This is a genomic window from Novosphingobium sp. KN65.2 (assembly GCF_001368935.1).
GTDB lineage: Bacteria > Pseudomonadota > Alphaproteobacteria > Sphingomonadales > Sphingomonadaceae > Novosphingobium > Novosphingobium mathurense.
Map to the genome: position 1 here is coordinate 68,770 of NZ_CCBH010000148.1, position 17,686 is coordinate 86,455.

Consider the following 17,686-nt stretch of genomic DNA (forward strand, 5'->3'; position numbering starts at 1 on the left):
ATGCGATGGACGAGCGGACCAACGTCAGGCCCCCGTGGCACTTCTGGGCGGCAGCGCTGCTGTCGATCCCATGGAATGCCTTCGGCTGCCTCGACTTCACCCTGACGGTGACGCGCAGCCCGACCTACCTTGCGCAGTTTCCGCCCGAAATGATCGACTATGTCGACTCGTTTCCCGGCTGGGCGATCGTTGCATGGGCGCTGGGGGCCTGGGCCGCGCTGCTCGGTTCGGTCCTGCTGGTCATGCGTTCACGCTGGACTATCGCGGCTTTTGCCGCTTCGCTGCTGGGTCTTGCGCTGACAACGGTCTACCAGTGGACCGGCGAGGCGCCCGCGACCGTCACCGGAGCGGGCGGACTTGCGATGACCGCGCTGATCTGGATCGTCGCCATTGCCCTGCTGTGGTTCGCCGTGCGCATGCGGGTGCGCGGCGTGCTGAGCTGAGAGCGCCGGCGCGCGGTCAGGCCCGGGTGCCGGGCTTCTGGCGGATCAGGCGGATGTAGGTGTCGGCGACGGCCTGGTTGATCTTGTCCCAGCTGAACTCGGCGGCGCGATCCTCGCCGGCCCTGCCGTGGGCGAGCCGCAGAGCCGGGTCCTCGATGTAGGACTTGAGCGCCTCGGCGAACTGGTGGATTGCGCCGGGCGGCAGCAGGCGGCCGGAAACGCGATCATCGACGAGGCTCTGGCTGCCGGTCGCGGCGGCGGCGACGACGGGCAGGCCGCAGGCCATCGCCTCCAGCGTGACATTGCCGAAGGTCTCGGTGACCGAGGGATTGAACAGCAGGTCCATGCAGGCGACGGCACGGCCCAGGTCGGCACCCTGCTGGAAGCCGACGAAAGCGGCGCCGGGCAGGCGCGCTTCGAACCATTCGCGGGCCGGGCCTTCGCCAATTACGAGGACCTTGTACTTGACGTTGCGGCGGCGCAGTTCGTCGAGCGTGTCGGAAAAGACGTCGAGGCCCTTTTCCATCACCAGCCGGCCAAGGAAGCCGATCGCCACTTCGTCGTCCGCAATACCGTGGGAGCGGCGCCAGTCGAGGTCGCGGCGGCCCGGGTGGAAGATCTCGCGGTCGACACCGCGCGACCAGATGGAGACGTCATAGTTCATGCGCTGTTCGCGCAGGAGTTGCGCCATCGATTCGGACGGCGCGACCAGAGCGTCGCAGCGGCGATAGAAGCGGCGCAGGATCGCCTCGACGACCGGTTCGCCCCAGGCCATGTTGTAGTAGCGCAAGTAGGTTTCGAAGCGGGTATGGACCGAGGCCAGCACCGGCAGGTCGCGCTTGCGCGCCCAGGTCACGGCCTGGTGGCCTACCGGGTCGGGTGAGGAGACGTGGACGATGTTGGGCGCGAAGGCCTTGAGATCCTTGCGCGCCTTGCCGAGGATCGAAAGCGGGATGCGATATTCCGAGCGCGAGGGAATGGGCATGGAGTGCACGCCGATCAGGTCGCCAGTCGGTTCGAATGCGGGTTGGGGCACCACCGGCGCATAGACGCGCACCTTGGCGCCCTGGCGCAGGAGATACTCGGCGAGACGGTTGAGGGCCTGGTTGGCCCCGTCACGAACGTAATTGTAGTTGCCCGAAAACAGGGCGATGCGCAGGTCGGCGGTGTCCATGGTGGCGAGCGCCATAGCCTCCCCCGCCTCGCTTGGCGAGGGGGAGAGGTTCTGGATGGCATCCGAAGATGAACGAAATAGGGCGCGGCTTGCGTTTATGTCACGCAGGGACGCCCGCCTGGATTTGCCGCATGGGCCGGTCAGTGACGATAGCGCCGTTCGTAGCGGTCATCCCGGTCATGATAACGGCGATCACGGCGCCAGTCGCGGCGATCATGGCGCCAGTCACGGCGGTCGTGGCGCCAGTCGTGGCGGTCCCGACCCCAGTCGTGGCCACGGCTCCAGCGTTCCCGATAATAGCGTCCGTAATAACGATCGTAGTAGCGGTCGCGGTAATAACGGTTCGGACGACCCTCGTAGTAATAGTAATACCCCGGATGGTCACGCACGGTCACATAGCGGCGCGAGGGGTAGTAATCGCGGTCGTAGTAATAACGGTCGCCATCGTCGGCCAGCGCTGCGCCGACCGCGAGGCCGATCAGGCCCGCACCGATCGCAATGGCTGCGTCGTCGCCGCCGTGTCGACGGTCATGCGCCTCGACCGGTGCGGCCATGGCAAGCGTCGAGGCCGCCAGCACGGCACCGAGGCCGAGTTTGGTGGCGAGGGATTTCAGTCTGGATTTCATGTGGGCGTCTCCCTTCGGATGGCCAACCGGGTGACGGCGGTATCGGTGGGCACGTTAGAGGGAGACCATGGCCGGCCGGGACTGAACCGGCACTGAACCTGTCGCAATTTGTAACAGGCCGTGCCGCGCGCGCGGCAAGCCGATTGTGCAGTGACGCATTGTACGCTTCGGCAGGCTCAGGGCGAGCCGAGGTCTGCGGGCGAATCGGCCTGACCCGCACCAAGAAAAAAGCCTCCCCGAGATGGCCCGGGGAGGCTTTTTGGATCGGTTTACGCCGCTTCCTTCTTGCGGCTGGCCTTCTTGCGCTCGTGCGGATCGAGGATCGCCTTGCGCAGACGGATCGACTGCGGCGTGACTTCGACCATTTCGTCGTCGTCGATGTAGGCGATCGCCTGCTCGAGCGTCATGACCCGCGGCGGGGTCAGGCGGATGGCGTCGTCCTTGCCGGTCGAACGGAAGTTCGTCAGCTGCTTCGACTTCATCGGGTTGACTTCGAGATCGTCGGGCTTGGCGTTTTCGCCGATGATCATGCCCTCGTAGATCTTTTCCTGCGGCTTAACGAAGAGCACGCCGCGGTCTTCCAGCGAGTTGAGCGCATAGCCAACCGCTTCGCCGGTGCCGTTCGAGATCAGCACGCCGTTAAGGCGGCCCTCGATGGCGCCCTTGTGCGCGTCGTACTTCTCGAACAGGCGGTTCATGATGCCGGTGCCGCGGGTGTCCGAAAGGAACTCGCCGTGGTAGCCGATCAGGCCGCGCGACGGGGCCGAGAAGGTGATGCGGGTCTTGCCGGCACCCGAGGGACGCATGTCGGTCAGCTCGGCCTTGCGGCGCTGCATCTTCTCGACGACGGTGCCAGAGTATTCGTCATCGACGTCGATCACGACAGTTTCATACGGTTCGGTGCGGTTGCCTGCCTCGTCGGTGCCGAACAGCACGCGCGGACGGCTGATGCCGAGCTCGAAGCCTTCGCGGCGCATCGTCTCGATCAGGACGCCGAGCTGGAGTTCGCCGCGGCCGGCAACTTCGAAGCTGTCCTTGTCGGCGGATTCGGTGACGCGGATGGCAACGTTGGTTTCCGCTTCGCGCATCAGGCGGTCGCGGATCATGCGGCTGGTGACCTTGTCGCCTTCACGGCCCGCGAGCGGCGAGTCGTTGACGGCAAAGCGCATGGCCAGCGTCGGCGGATCGATCGGCTGGGCCTGGATCGCATCGGTGACCGAGGGATCGGCGATCGTGTTCGAAACGGTGGCCTTTTCGAGGCCGGCGAGGGCGATGATGTCACCGGCGCGGGCTTCGTCCACCGGCACGCGGTCGAGGCCGCGGAAGGTCAGGACCTTGGTGGCGCGGCCGGTCTCGATCACCTTGCCGTCCATGTCGATGGCGCGGATCGGGTCGTTGACCTTGAGCGTGCCCGACTGGACGCGGCCGGTCAGCACGCGGCCCATGAAGTTGTCGCGGTCGAGCAGCGTCGCGAGGAACGAGAACGGCGCGTCCACGTCGAGGTTCGGCGCGGGGACGTGTTCGACGATCTTCTCGAACAGCGGGGTCAGCGTACCCTCGCGGGCGAGCGGGTCGTAGCTGGCGTAGCCGTTGCGGCCCGAGGCGTAGAGAGTCGGGAAGTCGAGCTGCTCGTCATTGGCGTCGAGGCTGACGAAGAGGTCGAACACTTCGTCGAGAACTTCGTCATGACGGCCGTCGGGGCGGTCGATCTTGTTGACGACGACGATCGGCTTGAGGCCGAGGCCGAGCGCCTTGCCGGTGACGAACTTGGTCTGCGGCATCGCGCCTTCCGAGCTGTCGACCAGAAGGATCACGCCGTCGACCATCGAGAGGATGCGCTCCACCTCGGCGCCGAAGTCGGCGTGGCCCGGCGTGTCGACGATGTTGATGCGGTAGCCGTTCCACTCGATCGAGGTCGGCTTCGCGAGAATGGTGATCCCGCGTTCCTTCTCGAGGTCGTTGGAGTCCATCGCGCGCTCTTCCACGCGCTGGTTGTCGCGGAAGGTGCCGGACTGGCGGAAAAGCTGGTCCACAAGCGTGGTCTTGCCGTGGTCGACGTGCGCAATGATCGCGATATTGCGCAAGGGAAGCGGGGCGGACATCGTTAGCCTTACAATTCGAGGGGGCCAAATGGCATCATCGCGGTGCTGTTTGCTGCACCGCAAAATTGCCGCGCCCTTAGCCGATGCGAGTGATTCCGGCAAGCGGTACTGCTTGTGCGGACAATTGAACAATTGCTGTGGCGCGCGTGCCACAAGCATCGCCTATTTGTCGAAGATGGCAACGACTTAATTGTGTCGCGTTGAATTCCCTCGTAATTGTCGAAGCATTGAATGCGGCGCGTACTGTGCAGCGATAGACGCAGGCCGCCCGACGGGTTTGTACAGCGAGGATGGCATGAAAGGCTTTTCTGCAACCGCCGCCGCGGAGTTCTTCCGTGCGCGCGGAGCGACCACGGCGCGTCGCCGTCAATTCGAACGTGTTGGCCTGATGACTGGCGTTGCCGCGGCGGCTTGTGTCTTGACGCCCGCCGCCATGGCCCAGGACGCTGAAGGCTCCACGCTTTCCGCCGACGAAATCATCGTGACTGCGACCAAGCGCGAGCAGACCTTGCAGGATGTGCCGGTCTCCGTTGCGGTAACCAGTGGCGAGACCATCGAGCGGGCGCAGGTGCGCGATCTGAAGGATCTGCAGACACTCGTGCCCTCGCTGCGCGTGAACCAGCTGCAAAGCTCGGCCAACACGAACTTCTACATCCGCGGCTTCGGCAATGGCGCCAACAATGCCGGGATCGAGCCTTCGGTGGGCCTCTTCGTCGACGGCGTCTATCGGTCTCGCTCCGCCTCGATGATCGCCGACTTCCCGGACGTGGAGCGGATCGAAGTGTTGCGCGGGCCGCAATCGACGCTGTTCGGCAAGAATGCTTCGGCCGGCGTGATCTCCATCGTCACGATGAAGCCCCGGTTCGAACTCGGTGGCAATTTCGAGGCGACTTACGGCAACTACGATGCCGTGACCTTCAAGGGCCGCGTCACCGGGCCGATCAGCGACACGATCGCGGTGAGCCTGGCCGGCGGGCTCAACAGGCGCGACGGCATGGTCCGCGACCTTGGCACCGGCAAACGCACCAACGACCGCGACCGCTGGTTCACCCGGGGTCAGTTGCTGTTCGACAACCACGACAATCTGCAGGTTCGCCTGATCGGCGACTACGGCAAGATCGACGAGAATTGCTGTGCCGCGGTCAATCTGCGTCAGGCCCTGCCGACGGCGGCGATCTTCGCGCTGGGCGGCGCGGTGAACCAGCCGGACGAGAAATTCGACAACTTCACCTACAACAACCGGCTCTCGACCAACGACATCGAGAACTGGGGCCTTTCCGGGCAGGTCGACTATGACCTTGGCGATGTCCAGCTGACCTCGATCACCTCCTATCGTCGATCCAACATCGTGACCGACCAGGATTCCGACTTTTCGAGCGCGGACCTTCTGGAGCGCAATTTCCAGGACCTGCGGATCAAGACCTTCACCCAGGAACTGCGGGCGAACTTCGACCTTGGGGAGCGGGTCCACGGCCTTCTCGGCGCCTACTACTTCAACGAGAAGATCGACCAGAACAACGAAGTCTTCTGGGGCACCGACGCACGCGGCTATGCCAATTTCCTCGTCCAAAGCCTTTCGGGCGGTGCGCTGAGCATCCCGACGCTGGAGACGACCTTCGGTGCGCTGGAAGGCGATCCGACGAAGTATGTCGGCACGTTCTATACGCCGGGCACCGGCCTGACCGAAGCCTACAAGCTCAAGAACGAGGCCTATTCGTTCTTCGGCCAGCTCGACTTCGAGGTCGCCCCGGGCCTGACCGTGACGGGCGGGCTCAACTATACCCACGACAAGAAGCGCTTCGCGACCGGAACGACATCGGACGATACTTTCGCGAGCATTGATCTGGATGCCGCGGCTTACGCGCCTTTCCGTCAGGTGCTGCTGTATCAAGGGGCGCTCCAGCAGGGTTTTTCGGCGAGCGACGCCGCCAATTACGCGGCAGCCAATGCCAACAACCCGGCTGCCAATCCGCTCGCCCCGCTGCGGGATCTGCAGTACTTCCCGCCGTTCATGAACGTGCCCAATGCCGTGGAAGCCGGCAAGGTCGGCGACGGCGATTTCAGCTTCACCGCTCGCGTTGCCTATGACCTGACGCCTTCGGTGAACGTCTATGCCAGCTTTGCGACGGGCTACAAGGCGGCTTCGGTCAATCTCTCGCGCGACAGCCGTCCGACCGCGACCGATCTCGCCGCTTTGCGACAGCAGGGGCTGGCCGTCACCAACCTGCGGGCTGGCAGTCGCTATGCCAACCCGGAGGATTCGACGGTCTACGAAGCCGGCCTGAAGGGGGACTGGGGCCTTGTTACCGCCAACCTTGCGGTGTTCAAGCAGACCATCAGGAACTTCCAGTCGAACATCTTTACCGGTTCGGGCTTCCTGCTCGCCAATGCAGGCAAGCAGTCGGTCTTCGGCATTGAGTTCGAAGGCACGGCAAAGCCGGTCGAGCCGCTCCTCCTGAGCCTGTCGATGACCTACCTCGACGGCAAGTACAACAGCTTCGTGGAGTCGGGCGTGGGCGATATCAGCGGTTCGACGCCGCCGGGATATTCGCCGCTCTCGGTCACCTTCGGCGGCCAGTACAGGCAGGAGATCGGCAACGGCGATGCTCTGATCCTGCGCAGCGATTATCACTACGAAGCGCCGTTCATGCTGGTGGAGGGCCTGCCCGGGCTGACTGTGACGGATACGAGCGGAGCCATCGTCGATGCCACCGCCGCGATCCAGGCGGCGCGCGACTTCAAGCAGGACATCAATGAGCTGAGCGCCTCGCTGACTTATGCGATGGCGAGCGGCGTAGAACTGTCGGTATGGGGCCGCAACCTGCTCAACGACCGGACGATCCTGCAGATATTCGACAGCCCGGCGCAGCCTGGCTCGATTTCCGGCTACCCGAACCAGCCGCGCACTTACGGCGTGGCGGCGCGCTATCGCTTCTGAGGCGAAGGCGCAGGCTGACCCGCGGCAAGGGAGGAGACGCGGGACCGGCTGACTGATGCAGGGGTGCGAAGCCAGGCGGTTTTGCATCCCTTTTTTCTGCGTCGGGCCTTCTGCTCCTGCGTCTCGCCCGCTGCCAGGGCGTTAACTTGCCGGAGGAGTGAACTGGACTATAGTGCGGCAATTCTATCGAGAGGGGCCCTACATGATCGAATACATGTTCATGCCGTTTCGGCGCTACGCCGAATTCTCCGGCCGTTCGCGGCGCATGGAATACTGGGCTTTCACCCTGCTCAACGTCATCGTCATCGCCCTGTTGGGGGTTCTGGCCGGCGTGATGGGCCTGTCGTTCTCGGCCTTGGCTGGCGGCGATGTCACCGGGGCCCTGTTCAGCGCGGGAACCATGCTGCCGCTCGCCCTGATCGGCATTTACGGTCTTGCGGTGATCGTACCAAGCATCGCGGTCACGGTTCGCCGCCTGCATGACCGCGACATGAGCGGCTGGTGGTACCTGGGCTTCATCGTCTTGAGCATGGTGCCGCTGGTCGGCTTCATCGCGAACATCGCGCTGATCGTGATCATGTTCCTGCCCGGCACGCCCGGCCCGAACCGTTTCGGCGAAGATCCCAAGGACCCGACGGGGGCGCAGGTCTTCGCCTAAAGCTCCCTGAGCGCGCGCGCCGGTTTCGCCCGCAGGAGCGGCAGCGAACCGGCGAGCGCGAAAGTCAGGATGAGGGCAAGCCCGGCGCACAGCACTGCGATGACGCGGGACCAGTCGGGCAGCCATTCGAATTCGAACAGCTTGACGATCACCGCCCAGGCCATGGCGCTGCCGCTTGCCAGCGCGACGAGGGCGAGGACCAGCGCGATCAGGCCGTATTCCGCCACTTGCAGGGCCAGAAGCTGGGCCCGGCTCGCGCCCAGCACACGCAGGATCACGTTGTCATAGGTCCGGCTGGCGCGCGCGGCGGCGATGGCGCCGAACAGCACTGCCAGCCCCGCCAGCACTGCAACCGATGCCGCGGCAAGGATCGCGACCGACATCTGGCCGAGCAGATCTCGCGCCTCGCGCAGGATGCTGCCGGTCTCGATGACCGAACTCGACGGGAATGCGCGCGCCAGCTTCGGCAGCAATCCTGCGGTCGACGTGCCGGGTGGCACTTCGATGGTTGCGGCCAGCTTGTGCGGCGCATCGGCAAGGGCATTGGGTGAGAAGACCAGCACGAAGTTGAAGCCCATCGTGTCCCAGTCGATCCGGCGCAGCGCGGCGACCTTCGCGGTCCGTTCCACGCCGAGCAGACCGATGGTCACGTAGTCGCCCACCTTGAGGCCGACGATATTGGCGAACTCCTCGTCGAGCGAGACGAGCGGCTCGCCGCGATAGAGCTCGGGCCACCATTTTCCGGAGGTCACCGTGCTGCCGTCGGGCACGTTCACCGAATAGGTCAGACCGCGTTCGCCGCGCAGGGCCCAGGCGCCCTCGGGAATCTCCTCGAGGTCGGAGACGCGCGTCATGTGGTCCCTGGGGCCATAGGCGATGATCCGTCCGCGCATGTTGGGCACCAGCTTCAATCCGGCGCCAGGGACGGTCTGCTCGACGGCATTGCGGAATTCGCCAGCGCGGTCCTGCGGCACGTCGAGCACGAAGAAGTCCGGCGCGCGTGCCGGCAAGGTGCGGCGGATATTGGCATCAAGGCTGGTCTGGACCCCGGCGATAAGGACGAAGGCAGAGAGGCCGAAGCCGAGCGCGGTGACCAGTGCGCCGGTCTGCGCGCCCGGGCGGTGCAGGTTCGCCAGTCCGGCCCGCAGCATCGGGTTGGCAGGCCGTGGCAGGCGTCTTGCCAGAAATCCGATGCCATGGCCGAGCAGCGCCAGAATGCCCAGCATCAGCGCCGCGCCTGCCAGGAAGCCGGATGTTACCATCGGCTGCGCGGCATTGAGCAGGGCCAGGGCGACAATCGCGGCAAGGCCAAGGCCGACCGGCAGCAGCAGGGCCTTGCGGTCGGCCGAAAGCGGCGAAACCCGCGCGCGCATCAGCGCCATCGCCGGGAAGGAACGTGCCCGCGCCAGTGGCGGCGCGGCAAAGACCAGCGCGACGAGGAGACCGTAGGCCGCAGCCGTGGCGAGGGCCACGGGGGACACGGTGAAGCCCGTGTCGACCGGCAACAGGGAGCCGAGCGCCTCGGCCAGCAGCGGCGTGACCAGCACGCCCGCCAGCAGTCCTGCAAGACTGCCCGCCAAGGCGGCGACGCCGACTTGCAGCAGGTAGATCCGCGCGATGTCGCCGCTGGTCGCGCCCAGCACCTTGAGCGTGGCAATCGAGTTGCGCCGGGCCTCGAGGTAGGAGGAAACCCCGCCACCGATACCGATGCCCGCGATGACGAGCGCGGCCAGTCCGACGAGGACGAGGAATTCGCCCATGTGGCGCACGAAGCGCTCGGTCGAGGGTGCGGCCCGGTCGCGGGTGCGGATTTCGAAACCGGCATCGGGGAAGCGCTTCTCGATCTGCTCCTTGACAGCGTCGGGATTGCGTCCGCCTTTCAGCTTGAGGCGGATCGCGCTGCGGTACATGGCACCCGGCGCGGTCAGTCCGGCGCGTTCGGGCAGGCCGATGGCCGAGATCGCGGTGTCGCCCAGCGAGAAGCCTTCGCCGAGCTGTTCGGGATCGGAAGCGATGATCCCCCCGACTTTCTGCGGCTGGCCGCCCAGCCGGAAGCTGTCTCCCACTTTCACGCCCAGCCGCTCGGCCGTGCCTTGCGCGATCCAGACCGTCCCCTCGGGCGGTGCGCCGACCTTGCGTCCGTCGCGCAGGGTGAGTTTGCCGTAGAGCGGCCAGTCCCCGTCGACTGCCTTGAGGGCCACCGGGGCGGTGAGATCGCCCTTCTGGGCAATCGCCTGCATTCGCAGGCCATTGGAAATCGTGCCGAGCGGCTGCAGGACCTTGCGTTCGGCCTCGGTCAGCCCGCGCTGCCAGACCCGCAATTCGACGTCACCGCCCAGGATCTGCCGCCCGCGCGTTGCCAGTTCGCTCTCGATCGAGCCGGTCAGCGTGCCGATGGCCGCAATCGCGCCCACGCCCAGGAACAGGCAGACGAGCAGCAGCCGCAGCCCCTTGAACCGCGCCGAAAGATCGCGCCGCGCGATGGTCCAGGCAGTTGCCCAGGGCAGACTTGCGCTCATGCCGGCATCGTGTCGCTGGCGATGCGCCCGTCGGCGATGGTGACGATCCGTTCGCAATGGCTGGCAAGGTTTTCGTCGTGGGTGATGATCAGCAGTGTCGCGCCGCTTTCCTCGCGCCGGGCGAAGAGCAGGTCGATGATCGTCGAACCGGTTCGAGCATCGAGATTGCCGGTCGGCTCGTCAGCGAAGACCAGCGAAGGCCGCGCGGCGAGGGCGCGGGCGATGGCCACGCGCTGCTGTTCACCGCCGGACAATTGCGCGGGATAGTGGGTGAGGCGATGGTCGAGGCCGACGGCGGCCAGTTCCTCTTCGGCGCGCTGGCGGGCCGAGGACATCCCGGCAAGTTCCAAGGGTGTCGCCACGTTTTCCAATGCGGTCATCGTCGGCAGCAGGTGGAAGGCCTGCAGGACCACGCCGATGCGGCCGCGCCGGGCACGGGCCAGCGCGTCCTCGTCCATCCCGGCGAAATCCTCGCCGGCAACCGACAAACTGCCCGAACTTGCCCGTTCCAGTCCGGACAGGACCGACATCAGCGACGACTTGCCCGAGCCGGACGGGCCAAGCAGGGCAAGGGTCTGGCCTTGCGGCACGGTCAGGTCGACACCCTTGAGGATTTCGACGGCGCTGCCTCCGCTGCCCAGCGTCAGGCGCAGGTCACGGGCAACGATGGAGGCGTTGGAATGTCGGGAAAGGCTTGTCACCGCCCCCATATGGGATAGCAAAGGGCGATCCTACAAGGAGAAAGCCTTGCGCGCACTGACAATTTCCCTGCTCATGCTCCCGCTGGCGCTCGCCGCCTGCGACAAGGCCGCGACGCCGCCGGTTGCCGAAGAGACCATGAGTGCGCTCGAAGCGCCGCCGGCCATCCCGGTCATGGGACCGGAGCGCCCGATCCTCGCCTTCGGGGATTCCCTGCTTGCCGGATACGGTCTCAACGATGGCGAAAGCTATCCCGACCGGCTCGAGCAGGCGCTGCGTGGGCGCGGCATCAATGCGCGGGTCATCAATGCCGGGGTTTCTGGCGACACCACCGAGGCCGGGCTGGAGCGGCTGGACTTCACACTGAGCAGCCAGAAGGAAAAGCCCGAACTGGCCATCATCAGTCTGGGCGGTAACGACATGCTGCGTGGGCTGCCCCCGGCAACGACGCGCAACAACCTCGAAGCGATCCTGCAGCGCCTCAAGCAGGAGAACATCAAGGTTGTCCTGCTCGGCATGCTTGCCGCGCCGAACCTGGGCAAGGACTACGCGGCGAAGTTCAACCCGATCTATGCCCAGCTCGCGGAAAAGTACGACGCGGCGCTGGTGCCCTTCTTCCTCCAGCCGGTGATCGACAAGCCGGACCTGATGCAGGAGGACCACATGCATCCGACCGCGCTTGGCGTGGATGCCATCGTGACGGCGACGGTGGACGATGTGGCCGATGCCCTGCCGACCGGCGCGGAAGCCGAAGCTTCCGAAGCGGCGCAGGGTGACGAGAAGGCCGTGCCGCCAACCGCCTCTGCTGGTGAGGAGAGGATTGCGCCCTGATCTCAGGCGTCATCCCTGCGCAGGATGGGCGGGTAAAGCCGCTCCTCTTACCCCAACCGGCGGACCGCGCCGGCCCGGACTTCCCAGACGGCGGCTTCGGCCGCAATGGCATCGAAGGGAGCGAGTTCGGTTCCGGTCAGCCAGACCTGCGCTGAGCCCGCGCGCAGGCGGTCGAACAGGGCTTCGCGGCGCACGGGGTCGAGATGGGCGGCAACTTCGTCGAGCAGCAGCAGGCGCGGGCGGCTGCCGCTGGTATCTTCCAGCAGCTGCGAGTGGGCGAGCGTGATCGCGATCAGCATAGCCTTCTGTTCACCGGTCGAGCACTCGGCGGCGGCCTGGCCCTTGCCGGCCATGGTCACCGCCACTTCGTCGCGGTGCGGGCCGGTCAGGGTGCGCTGTGCCGCCCGGTCGCGCGGCCGTCCCTCCCGCAAGGCGCGGGCCAGGGCGTCTGCCTCGATCGGACCGCCCGGCTGGTAGGCGAGCGAGGGGCGCGCGAAGGGAGAATCCGGCAGGGCCATCAGCGTCGCGTCGAGCTGGGCGACGAGATCCGCACGGGCAGAGGCGACGGCCGCGCCGGCTTCGGCGATCTGAAGCTCGATGGCATCGAGCCAGCGCGAATCGGGCGGCATGTCGTCGCAGAGCAGGCGGTTGCGTTCGCGCAGGGCATTTTCGAGGCGGGTCGCGTGCCCGGCATGGTCGGGCCGCACCGCCAGCACCAAGCGGTCGAGGAACCGCCGCCGCGCCCCGGCTCCTTCGACGAAAAGGCGGTCCATCGCGGGGGTCAGCCAGCCTATGGAGAGCCATTCGGCCAGCCTTACCGCCGGAGCTTCGGCGCCGTTGATCTGGACGAGGCGGCGTCCGGGGCGCTCGGCGGAGACGCCGGTGCCGAGCCGGACCGGTTCTCCATCCGGCGTCATCAGGGAGGCGCTGACGGCAAAGCCGCCTTCGCTGCCTTGCGCGGGCATGTCGGCAAGGCCAGCCCGGCGCAGGCCGCGCCCCGGGGCCATCAGCGAGATCGCTTCGAGCACATTGGTCTTGCCCGCGCCGTTCTCCCCGACCAGCAGGTTGAACTGCGCCGTGCCTTCCACCGCGGTCTCGCGGTGGTTGCGGAAACGGGACAGGAGGATGCGGTCCAGGGCCATCGCCCGCGTGCCTAGCCGCTCAATGCCGTCATTGCGACCCCGCTTGCAGGCTTACACCGCTTCCGTCTTGGCGAAGGGGTTGAAGTCGGTGTTGTCGTCATAGACGTCCACGCCCTCGCGCCGCTTGAGGAAGCCGACGACAAGGTAGGTGGCAGGCGTCAGCACCGCTTCCCACAGCGTCTTGATGATCCATTGCGTCAGCGCCAGCATCGCGACCGTGTGCGGCGTGAAACCGGGAACGCCGAGGAAGGCGAGCGGATAGAACAGCGCGCTGTCCACGCCTTCGCCGAAGATCGTCGAGCCGATCGTGCGCATCCACAGGAAGCGGCCCGCGGTCAGCACCTTCATCCGCGCCAGCACGAAGGAATTGACGAATTCACCGGCCCAGAACGCGACCAGCGAGGCGAAGACGATCCGCGGCGTTTGCCCGAAAATCGCGTAGTAGGCCGCCTGGTTGGGCGCAGTCACTTCCTTGCCCGCGACCATGTAGCTGGCCGAGGCAAGCGCCCAGTCCGGCGCTGCGGGAATGTTGACGACCACCAGCGACATGACGACCATGAACAGCAGCGCGAAGAATCCGGCCCAGATGCACCGGCGTGCATTGGCGTAGCCGTAGACCTCGGTCATCACGTCGCCGATGATGTAGGAAATCGGGAAAAACAGCACGCCCGCCCCGAACGTGATCGTGCCTACCAACGGCAGCGCGACCTGCGCCTGCTTGGCCGCCCCGATCAGGTTCGACAGCAGCAGGATCACCACGAAGGCGGTCATCACGTAGTCGAAATAGCGGAAATGGCGGCGGGCGCCGGTTTGTCCGTCGAGACGGGTCAGGTTGCGGTGCGCGTCGGGCTGCGTGCTCATCTCCTGTGCGTAACCTGCAACGCCGTGCAGGCAAAGGGGACTTTCAACAAGACTCGCGGTTTGCGCGGCGCAAGAACCGCGCTATGGGGACCCGCGTGCGCGCCCGTAGCTCAGCTGGATAGAGCACGAGCCTTCTAAGCTTGGGGTCGCAGGTTCGAACCCTGCCGGGCGCGCCATTTCCTCGCGAGATTCAGTCCTCGGCTGTGGGGCGATTGCGAATTTTCGATCCTGAAGATGCGCTTGCAGGCCATGTGCCATGAACCGCGGCGGTCGCCGCCAGGCCATGTCCGCGTCGATGATTTCGACCCGGTCGATGGGGATGCAGGGCGGCAGGCCAGGGATTGGGGCAAGGTCGCGGACGGAGGCGAAGCGATAATAAATCGCAGTCGTATTGAAGCGAAATCCTATTGAAGTCGGTATCGGGCTCGTCGATAATGTTGCGGTGCAAAAATATCTCAAAATAGCCTTCTGGACAGCGATGGGCTTTGCCATCTTCATGGCGATCCTGCCCAATTCCAACGACCTGCACGGCATCGTGCCGGATAAAATCCAGCACATGGCGGCATTTGCGAGTCTGGCGATCCTGGGGACGCTGGCCTATCCGCGTATTCCCCGGTTGCTGCTGGCGCTCGGCCTGGTGGTCGTGGGTGGCCTGATCGAAGTGGTGCAAATGCTTCCTGCGCTGCATCGCGATGCGGAATGGGGAGACCTGTTCGCCGATACGTTCGCGGTGGCGCTGATCCTGGTCTGCATGCAGTTCGTGCTCAAGGCCTTGCCCAACCGTTAAGCGAGCCTGGGCGGGGATCGCGCGATAGGTGCTCCGGCAAGTTCGCGATCCTTGCGCTCTCCCGACTTCCACGCCGGTTATGCTGCCGGAAATTGTGACGTTCTTCGCGAGTTCGAGCAGACCCGCGCGCGAAACTGGCGCCTTTCTGCTGTTAAATAAGTTTAATCGTTGTTGCTTTGGGACGAATTCGTTTCGCCGCTTCTTATAACTTATGATAGTTTCCATGGTTAGTGGAAGAGTGAGGGGCAGCCTGATGAGACGTGCTTCCCAATTCGTCTTGAATTTGACGGCCGTGAAGACCCCATTCGCGGATAAAACCAACTGTCCGACGCTCTGCCACGAGGGGAATCGTCAAGTCAGACTAGCGCCATGACCCGCTGATGATTCATCCGTTAACGCCGGCCGGTACAAGCCCCCCTGCTATTGCGTAGCCGGTACGGCACTGGTCCCGGCGCTGGAATCAAGGCAACTGCAAAGCTCCTCGTTTCTGGCGTCGGGACTTCCCTCGGCGCGAAACTGATTGCCGATCGCGAATTTCGGCATATTTCCGTCATTACCGCAGAAGCCCGAAGGTGGCTGATCGTGAGTTGTCGCCGGAAAATTGTATAATTGCGACAAGGCAGTCGGCCTGCCGCGTGGAGCGGGTGCTTTCAAAGTAAATATAGAAATAAAGAGCTGATCTGGGTGCTTTTCTTAAGTGCCCGGTTTACCAGACTTGTTTTGCGTTGAACTGGATGACTGCCCGCATTAACCTGACAAGACTCTGAACTCTATGCGATCCTTTCCTTGAAGAATGGAGAGAGAAGCAGTGGCGCGGCAGGACTATTCTTTTTTCGGGAGCGTCGATGCCCGAAGTGCGTCGCCGTCATTCGTCGGGCGACCGAACGCTTCTTCTCCGGCAGACTTTCTGGCGATCGAGCCCGGCTTACAGGGCCTGATGGAGGTCGTCCCCGCAGGGCGGCGTCCCTCTCATGACTTTCCGTCCCCTGCCTGCATAACCACCGAGATGGGCAGGGGGCGGAAAATTGTCACCATGGCGCGGTACCGGCCATGATTGCGCGCGTCGCCCGTCATGGCCTTGGGATATCTATTCTTGCCGGTCTGTCGCTCGCCTCGGAAGGCTGCGGTACGGGCAGTGGCGAAAAGCCGCTCGTGCCGCCAAGCGAGGAGGCCACGACCGATGCCGAGCCTATGGCCATTGCCAGCGAAGCCTCGGTTGCAATGCTTGAGCCGCCTGCGGCCCCGTCGCCAGTCGCCCAAGCCGGGCCGCGCATTCCCGAGACGCCGCCGGTTCGTGACCTCGCCGGCGGGCTCAGCGGCCTTGAATCCAAGTGCCTTGCCAGCGTGGGGGATGTGACCCGCGCGACCGTCATCAGCACGCGGCGCATCGATGAAAGCGGGCCGACGGTAAAGATATACGTGAATGTCCGAGGGGCTCAGGCCCCGTGGCTGTGCAGGGGCAATCGCGACGCCACCATTGTCGAGGTCATGTACACCGGTAGCGAGGGCAACCTTTGAAGCCTTGCGCGTGCCCTGCGATGTCTGTTTGCGGCCAGTTGCAATGCCATGGAGAAATACGAAGATGAGATGGCTCTTCGGGATATTTCTGGTGCTCTACATTCTCGCGCTCCTGGCGCTGACTGTGGGCACGTTCGGCTGGTTCGGGCAGGAGAAGGACCCGCTCTCGGGCGCTTTCCTCATGCCGCTGGGCCTGCCGTGGAACCTGCTGGCCGACCGCGCAGGGCTGGGTTCACTGGCGGCCGCCGTTCTGGCGCCCGGCGTGAACCTCGGCATTCTCGGCTTGCTGGTGGAGATGTTCCCACCGGCGGAAAGGGCGCGCGACGAACGCCGGGAGGGCTGATCCTCCAGTCCCCGCGGTGCTCCTATTTCTCCCGAATGCCGAGCATTCCGGCCTGCTGGCGCAGGTAATCGGCCTTGCCCGGATTGGCGGCGATGGCATCGGCGAGAGCCTTTTGCGCCTTTTCCGGTTGCTCTAGCATGCGGCGGCTGCGCATCAGCATGACCCATCCGTCGATGTTGGAAGGATCGTTTGCCAACCGCTGTTCGAGGCTTGCCACCATGCCATCGGCCATGTTGCGTTGTTCGCTTGGTGCCAGGCGCGAGGCATTGGCGAGATCCTGTGCAGTGGGCCCGGGAATGCCGCGGGCTGCGACCGGGAGCGAAGCGTCCATCGGTGCGCTGGAGGCAGCCTTCCTGTCCGCAGCGGCGAGCTTGTCGGCAACGTCGATCTTGTGAATCTTGCCGACCTGTTCGATCGTGCGGATGAGGTCGCTGCGCCACGGCGCATCGGCGGGGCTGTCTTCGAGCAGGGCAAGCCAGTCGTTCACAGCGCCCTGATGATCTCCGGACAGGTCGCGCTTCACCGCCATGAAGTAGCGCGAGCGCGGGTCCTTGGGGTCGATGGCGATGGCCTTTTCGAAAGCGCTGACGGCTTGCGGCGGCATCGGGTCGCGATCGCTGGCCATGACCCGTGCCTCGCCAAGCGCAGACCACAGGACGGCAATACCCGGCGCCAGCTCGGTTGCCTTGCCATAGGCATTGGCGGCCTCGGCGAATCGCGCCGCCTCGAAATACGCCAGCCCCAGTCGCTGCCAGGCGGCTGAATCCTTGGGCGAATCCCTGGTCGCCTGTTCCAGATCGTCGATCGAGGCACTGGCCGGCAAAGACGCTGAAGCGGCCATTGCCGCGTTGCCTGACGCAGTGTTAACCTCGTCATCGCGCAGTATCGCGGCTCCGACAGCGCCTGCTGCGACAAGTCCTGCAATTACCAGAGCGATTCTTTGCGGACGAAATATTGTCGTCGTCGGTTGTGTCATCGCGATTTCCCATTCATTACAGTATTGTCGGCTGAGGGGGCAGGCCACGGATCAGCTTTGGGCAAATGC

General features: G+C 64.9%; 15 protein-coding genes and 1 tRNA gene. 8 read left to right on the plus strand and 8 right to left on the minus strand.

Translation table 11 applies throughout. The features are described from left to right. Positions 1-5: 5 nt before the first annotated feature. Positions 6-443 (plus strand): hypothetical protein, encoded by a 438-nt coding sequence (locus tag SPHV1_RS11340; protein ID WP_054946144.1) that lies wholly within the window; start codon positions 6-8, stop codon positions 441-443. A 16-nt stretch (positions 444-459) separates the two neighbouring features. Here SPHV1_RS11340 and SPHV1_RS11345 read toward each other — a convergent pair whose 3' ends face one another. From SPHV1_RS11345 to typA, 3 genes are all read right to left on the minus strand, one after another. Then, positions 460-1,617: a glycosyltransferase family 1 protein gene (locus SPHV1_RS11345; RefSeq protein WP_054946185.1), complete on the minus strand. Its 1,158-nt coding sequence runs from the start codon at positions 1,615-1,617 to the stop codon at positions 460-462. Between the two features lie 140 nt (positions 1,618-1,757). Further along, positions 1,758-2,243 carry a hypothetical protein gene (locus SPHV1_RS11350; RefSeq protein ID WP_054946145.1) on the minus strand — a complete coding sequence of 162 codons (486 nt, stop codon included), beginning with the start codon at positions 2,241-2,243 and terminating at the stop codon, positions 1,758-1,760. Positions 2,244-2,512: 269 nt separating this feature from the next. Next, positions 2,513-4,345: a translational GTPase TypA gene (gene typA, locus SPHV1_RS11355; RefSeq protein ID WP_054946146.1), complete on the minus strand. Its 1,833-nt coding sequence runs from the start codon at positions 4,343-4,345 to the stop codon at positions 2,513-2,515. Positions 4,346-4,640: 295 nt separating this feature from the next. Between typA and SPHV1_RS11360 the strand changes: the two genes are divergently transcribed. Together SPHV1_RS11360 and SPHV1_RS11365 are read left to right on the plus strand one after the other, a co-directional pair. Next, positions 4,641-7,283, plus strand: a complete 2,643-nt coding sequence (locus tag SPHV1_RS11360) for a TonB-dependent receptor (protein ID WP_054946147.1) — start codon at positions 4,641-4,643, stop codon at positions 7,281-7,283. A 202-nt stretch (positions 7,284-7,485) separates the two neighbouring features. Next, complete coding sequence (locus SPHV1_RS11365; RefSeq protein ID WP_054946148.1) at positions 7,486-7,941, plus strand: DUF805 domain-containing protein; 456 nt, start codon at positions 7,486-7,488, stop codon at positions 7,939-7,941. Here SPHV1_RS11365 and SPHV1_RS11370 read toward each other — a convergent pair. Both SPHV1_RS11370 and SPHV1_RS11375 read right to left on the minus strand, forming a co-directional pair. Beyond that, entirely contained in the window at positions 7,938-10,460 is a 2,523-nt protein-coding gene (locus tag SPHV1_RS11370) for an ABC transporter permease (RefSeq protein ID WP_054946149.1), read from the minus strand. The genes SPHV1_RS11365 and SPHV1_RS11370 overlap by 4 nt on opposite strands. Beyond that, the gene (locus SPHV1_RS11375) at positions 10,457-11,170 is read right to left on the minus strand and encodes an ABC transporter ATP-binding protein (RefSeq protein WP_054946150.1); all 714 of its coding nucleotides are present in this window, start codon (positions 11,168-11,170) and stop codon (positions 10,457-10,459) included. Before SPHV1_RS11375 ends, SPHV1_RS11370 begins: the two co-directional genes overlap by 4 nt. A 64-nt stretch (positions 11,171-11,234) precedes the next feature. Here SPHV1_RS11375 and SPHV1_RS11380 point away from each other — a divergent pair, with 64 nt between their 5' ends. Then, positions 11,235-11,990, plus strand: a complete 756-nt coding sequence (locus SPHV1_RS11380; RefSeq protein WP_054946151.1) for an arylesterase — start codon at positions 11,235-11,237, stop codon at positions 11,988-11,990. Between the two features lie 47 nt (positions 11,991-12,037). On the opposite strand, the gene recF is transcribed toward SPHV1_RS11380, so the two are convergent. Next, entirely contained in the window at positions 12,038-13,132 is a 1,095-nt protein-coding gene (recF, locus tag SPHV1_RS11385; RefSeq protein ID WP_054946152.1) for a DNA replication/repair protein RecF, read from the minus strand. Between the two features lie 51 nt (positions 13,133-13,183). Next, on the minus strand, positions 13,184-13,993 hold the full coding sequence (locus SPHV1_RS11390) for a queuosine precursor transporter (RefSeq protein WP_054946153.1): 810 nt from the start codon (positions 13,991-13,993) through the stop codon (positions 13,184-13,186). Positions 13,994-14,092: 99 nt separating this feature from the next. Here SPHV1_RS11390 and SPHV1_RS11395 point away from each other — a divergent pair. From SPHV1_RS11395 to SPHV1_RS11410, 4 genes are all read left to right on the plus strand, one after another. Then, a tRNA-Arg gene (locus SPHV1_RS11395) sits at positions 14,093-14,169 on the plus strand. Positions 14,170-14,384: 215 nt separating this feature from the next. Next, positions 14,385-14,780 carry a hypothetical protein gene (locus tag SPHV1_RS11400; protein ID WP_231634636.1) on the plus strand — a complete coding sequence of 132 codons (396 nt, stop codon included), beginning with the start codon at positions 14,385-14,387 and terminating at the stop codon, positions 14,778-14,780. A gap of 1,050 nt (positions 14,781-15,830) precedes the next feature. Continuing rightward, complete coding sequence (locus SPHV1_RS11405) at positions 15,831-16,298, plus strand: hypothetical protein (RefSeq protein WP_054946155.1); 468 nt, start codon at positions 15,831-15,833, stop codon at positions 16,296-16,298. A gap of 64 nt (positions 16,299-16,362) precedes the next feature. Continuing rightward, entirely contained in the window at positions 16,363-16,641 is a 279-nt protein-coding gene (locus tag SPHV1_RS11410; RefSeq protein WP_054946156.1) for a hypothetical protein, read from the plus strand. 22 nt (positions 16,642-16,663) lie between these two features. Here the strand turns inward: SPHV1_RS11410 and SPHV1_RS11415 are convergent, their stop codons facing one another. Beyond that, positions 16,664-17,617: a tetratricopeptide repeat protein gene (locus tag SPHV1_RS11415; RefSeq protein ID WP_054946157.1), complete on the minus strand. Its 954-nt coding sequence runs from the start codon at positions 17,615-17,617 to the stop codon at positions 16,664-16,666. Positions 17,618-17,686: the final 69 nt, after the last annotated feature.

Coding starts and splice junctions, on each gene's coding strand:
- SPHV1_RS11340 (WP_054946144.1), top strand. CDS start 6: ATGGACGAGCGGACCAACGTCAGGCCCCCGTGGCACTTCTGGGCGGCA.
- SPHV1_RS11345 (WP_054946185.1), bottom strand. CDS start 1,617: ATGGACACCGCCGACCTGCGCATCGCCCTGTTTTCGGGCAACTACAAT.
- SPHV1_RS11350 (WP_054946145.1), bottom strand. CDS start 2,243: ATGAAATCCAGACTGAAATCCCTCGCCACCAAACTCGGCCTCGGTGCC.
- typA (WP_054946146.1), bottom strand. CDS start 4,345: ATGTCCGCCCCGCTTCCCTTGCGCAATATCGCGATCATTGCGCACGTC.
- SPHV1_RS11360 (WP_054946147.1), top strand. CDS start 4,641: ATGAAAGGCTTTTCTGCAACCGCCGCCGCGGAGTTCTTCCGTGCGCGC.
- SPHV1_RS11365 (WP_054946148.1), top strand. CDS start 7,486: ATGATCGAATACATGTTCATGCCGTTTCGGCGCTACGCCGAATTCTCC.
- SPHV1_RS11370 (WP_054946149.1), bottom strand. CDS start 10,460: ATGAGCGCAAGTCTGCCCTGGGCAACTGCCTGGACCATCGCGCGGCGC.
- SPHV1_RS11375 (WP_054946150.1), bottom strand. CDS start 11,170: ATGGGGGCGGTGACAAGCCTTTCCCGACATTCCAACGCCTCCATCGTT.
- SPHV1_RS11380 (WP_054946151.1), top strand. CDS start 11,235: ATGCTCCCGCTGGCGCTCGCCGCCTGCGACAAGGCCGCGACGCCGCCG.
- recF (WP_054946152.1), bottom strand. CDS start 13,132: ATGGCCCTGGACCGCATCCTCCTGTCCCGTTTCCGCAACCACCGCGAG.
- SPHV1_RS11390 (WP_054946153.1), bottom strand. CDS start 13,993: ATGAGCACGCAGCCCGACGCGCACCGCAACCTGACCCGTCTCGACGGA.
- SPHV1_RS11405 (WP_054946155.1), top strand. CDS start 15,831: ATGATTGCGCGCGTCGCCCGTCATGGCCTTGGGATATCTATTCTTGCC.
- SPHV1_RS11410 (WP_054946156.1), top strand. CDS start 16,363: ATGAGATGGCTCTTCGGGATATTTCTGGTGCTCTACATTCTCGCGCTC.
- SPHV1_RS11415 (WP_054946157.1), bottom strand. CDS start 17,617: ATGACACAACCGACGACGACAATATTTCGTCCGCAAAGAATCGCTCTG.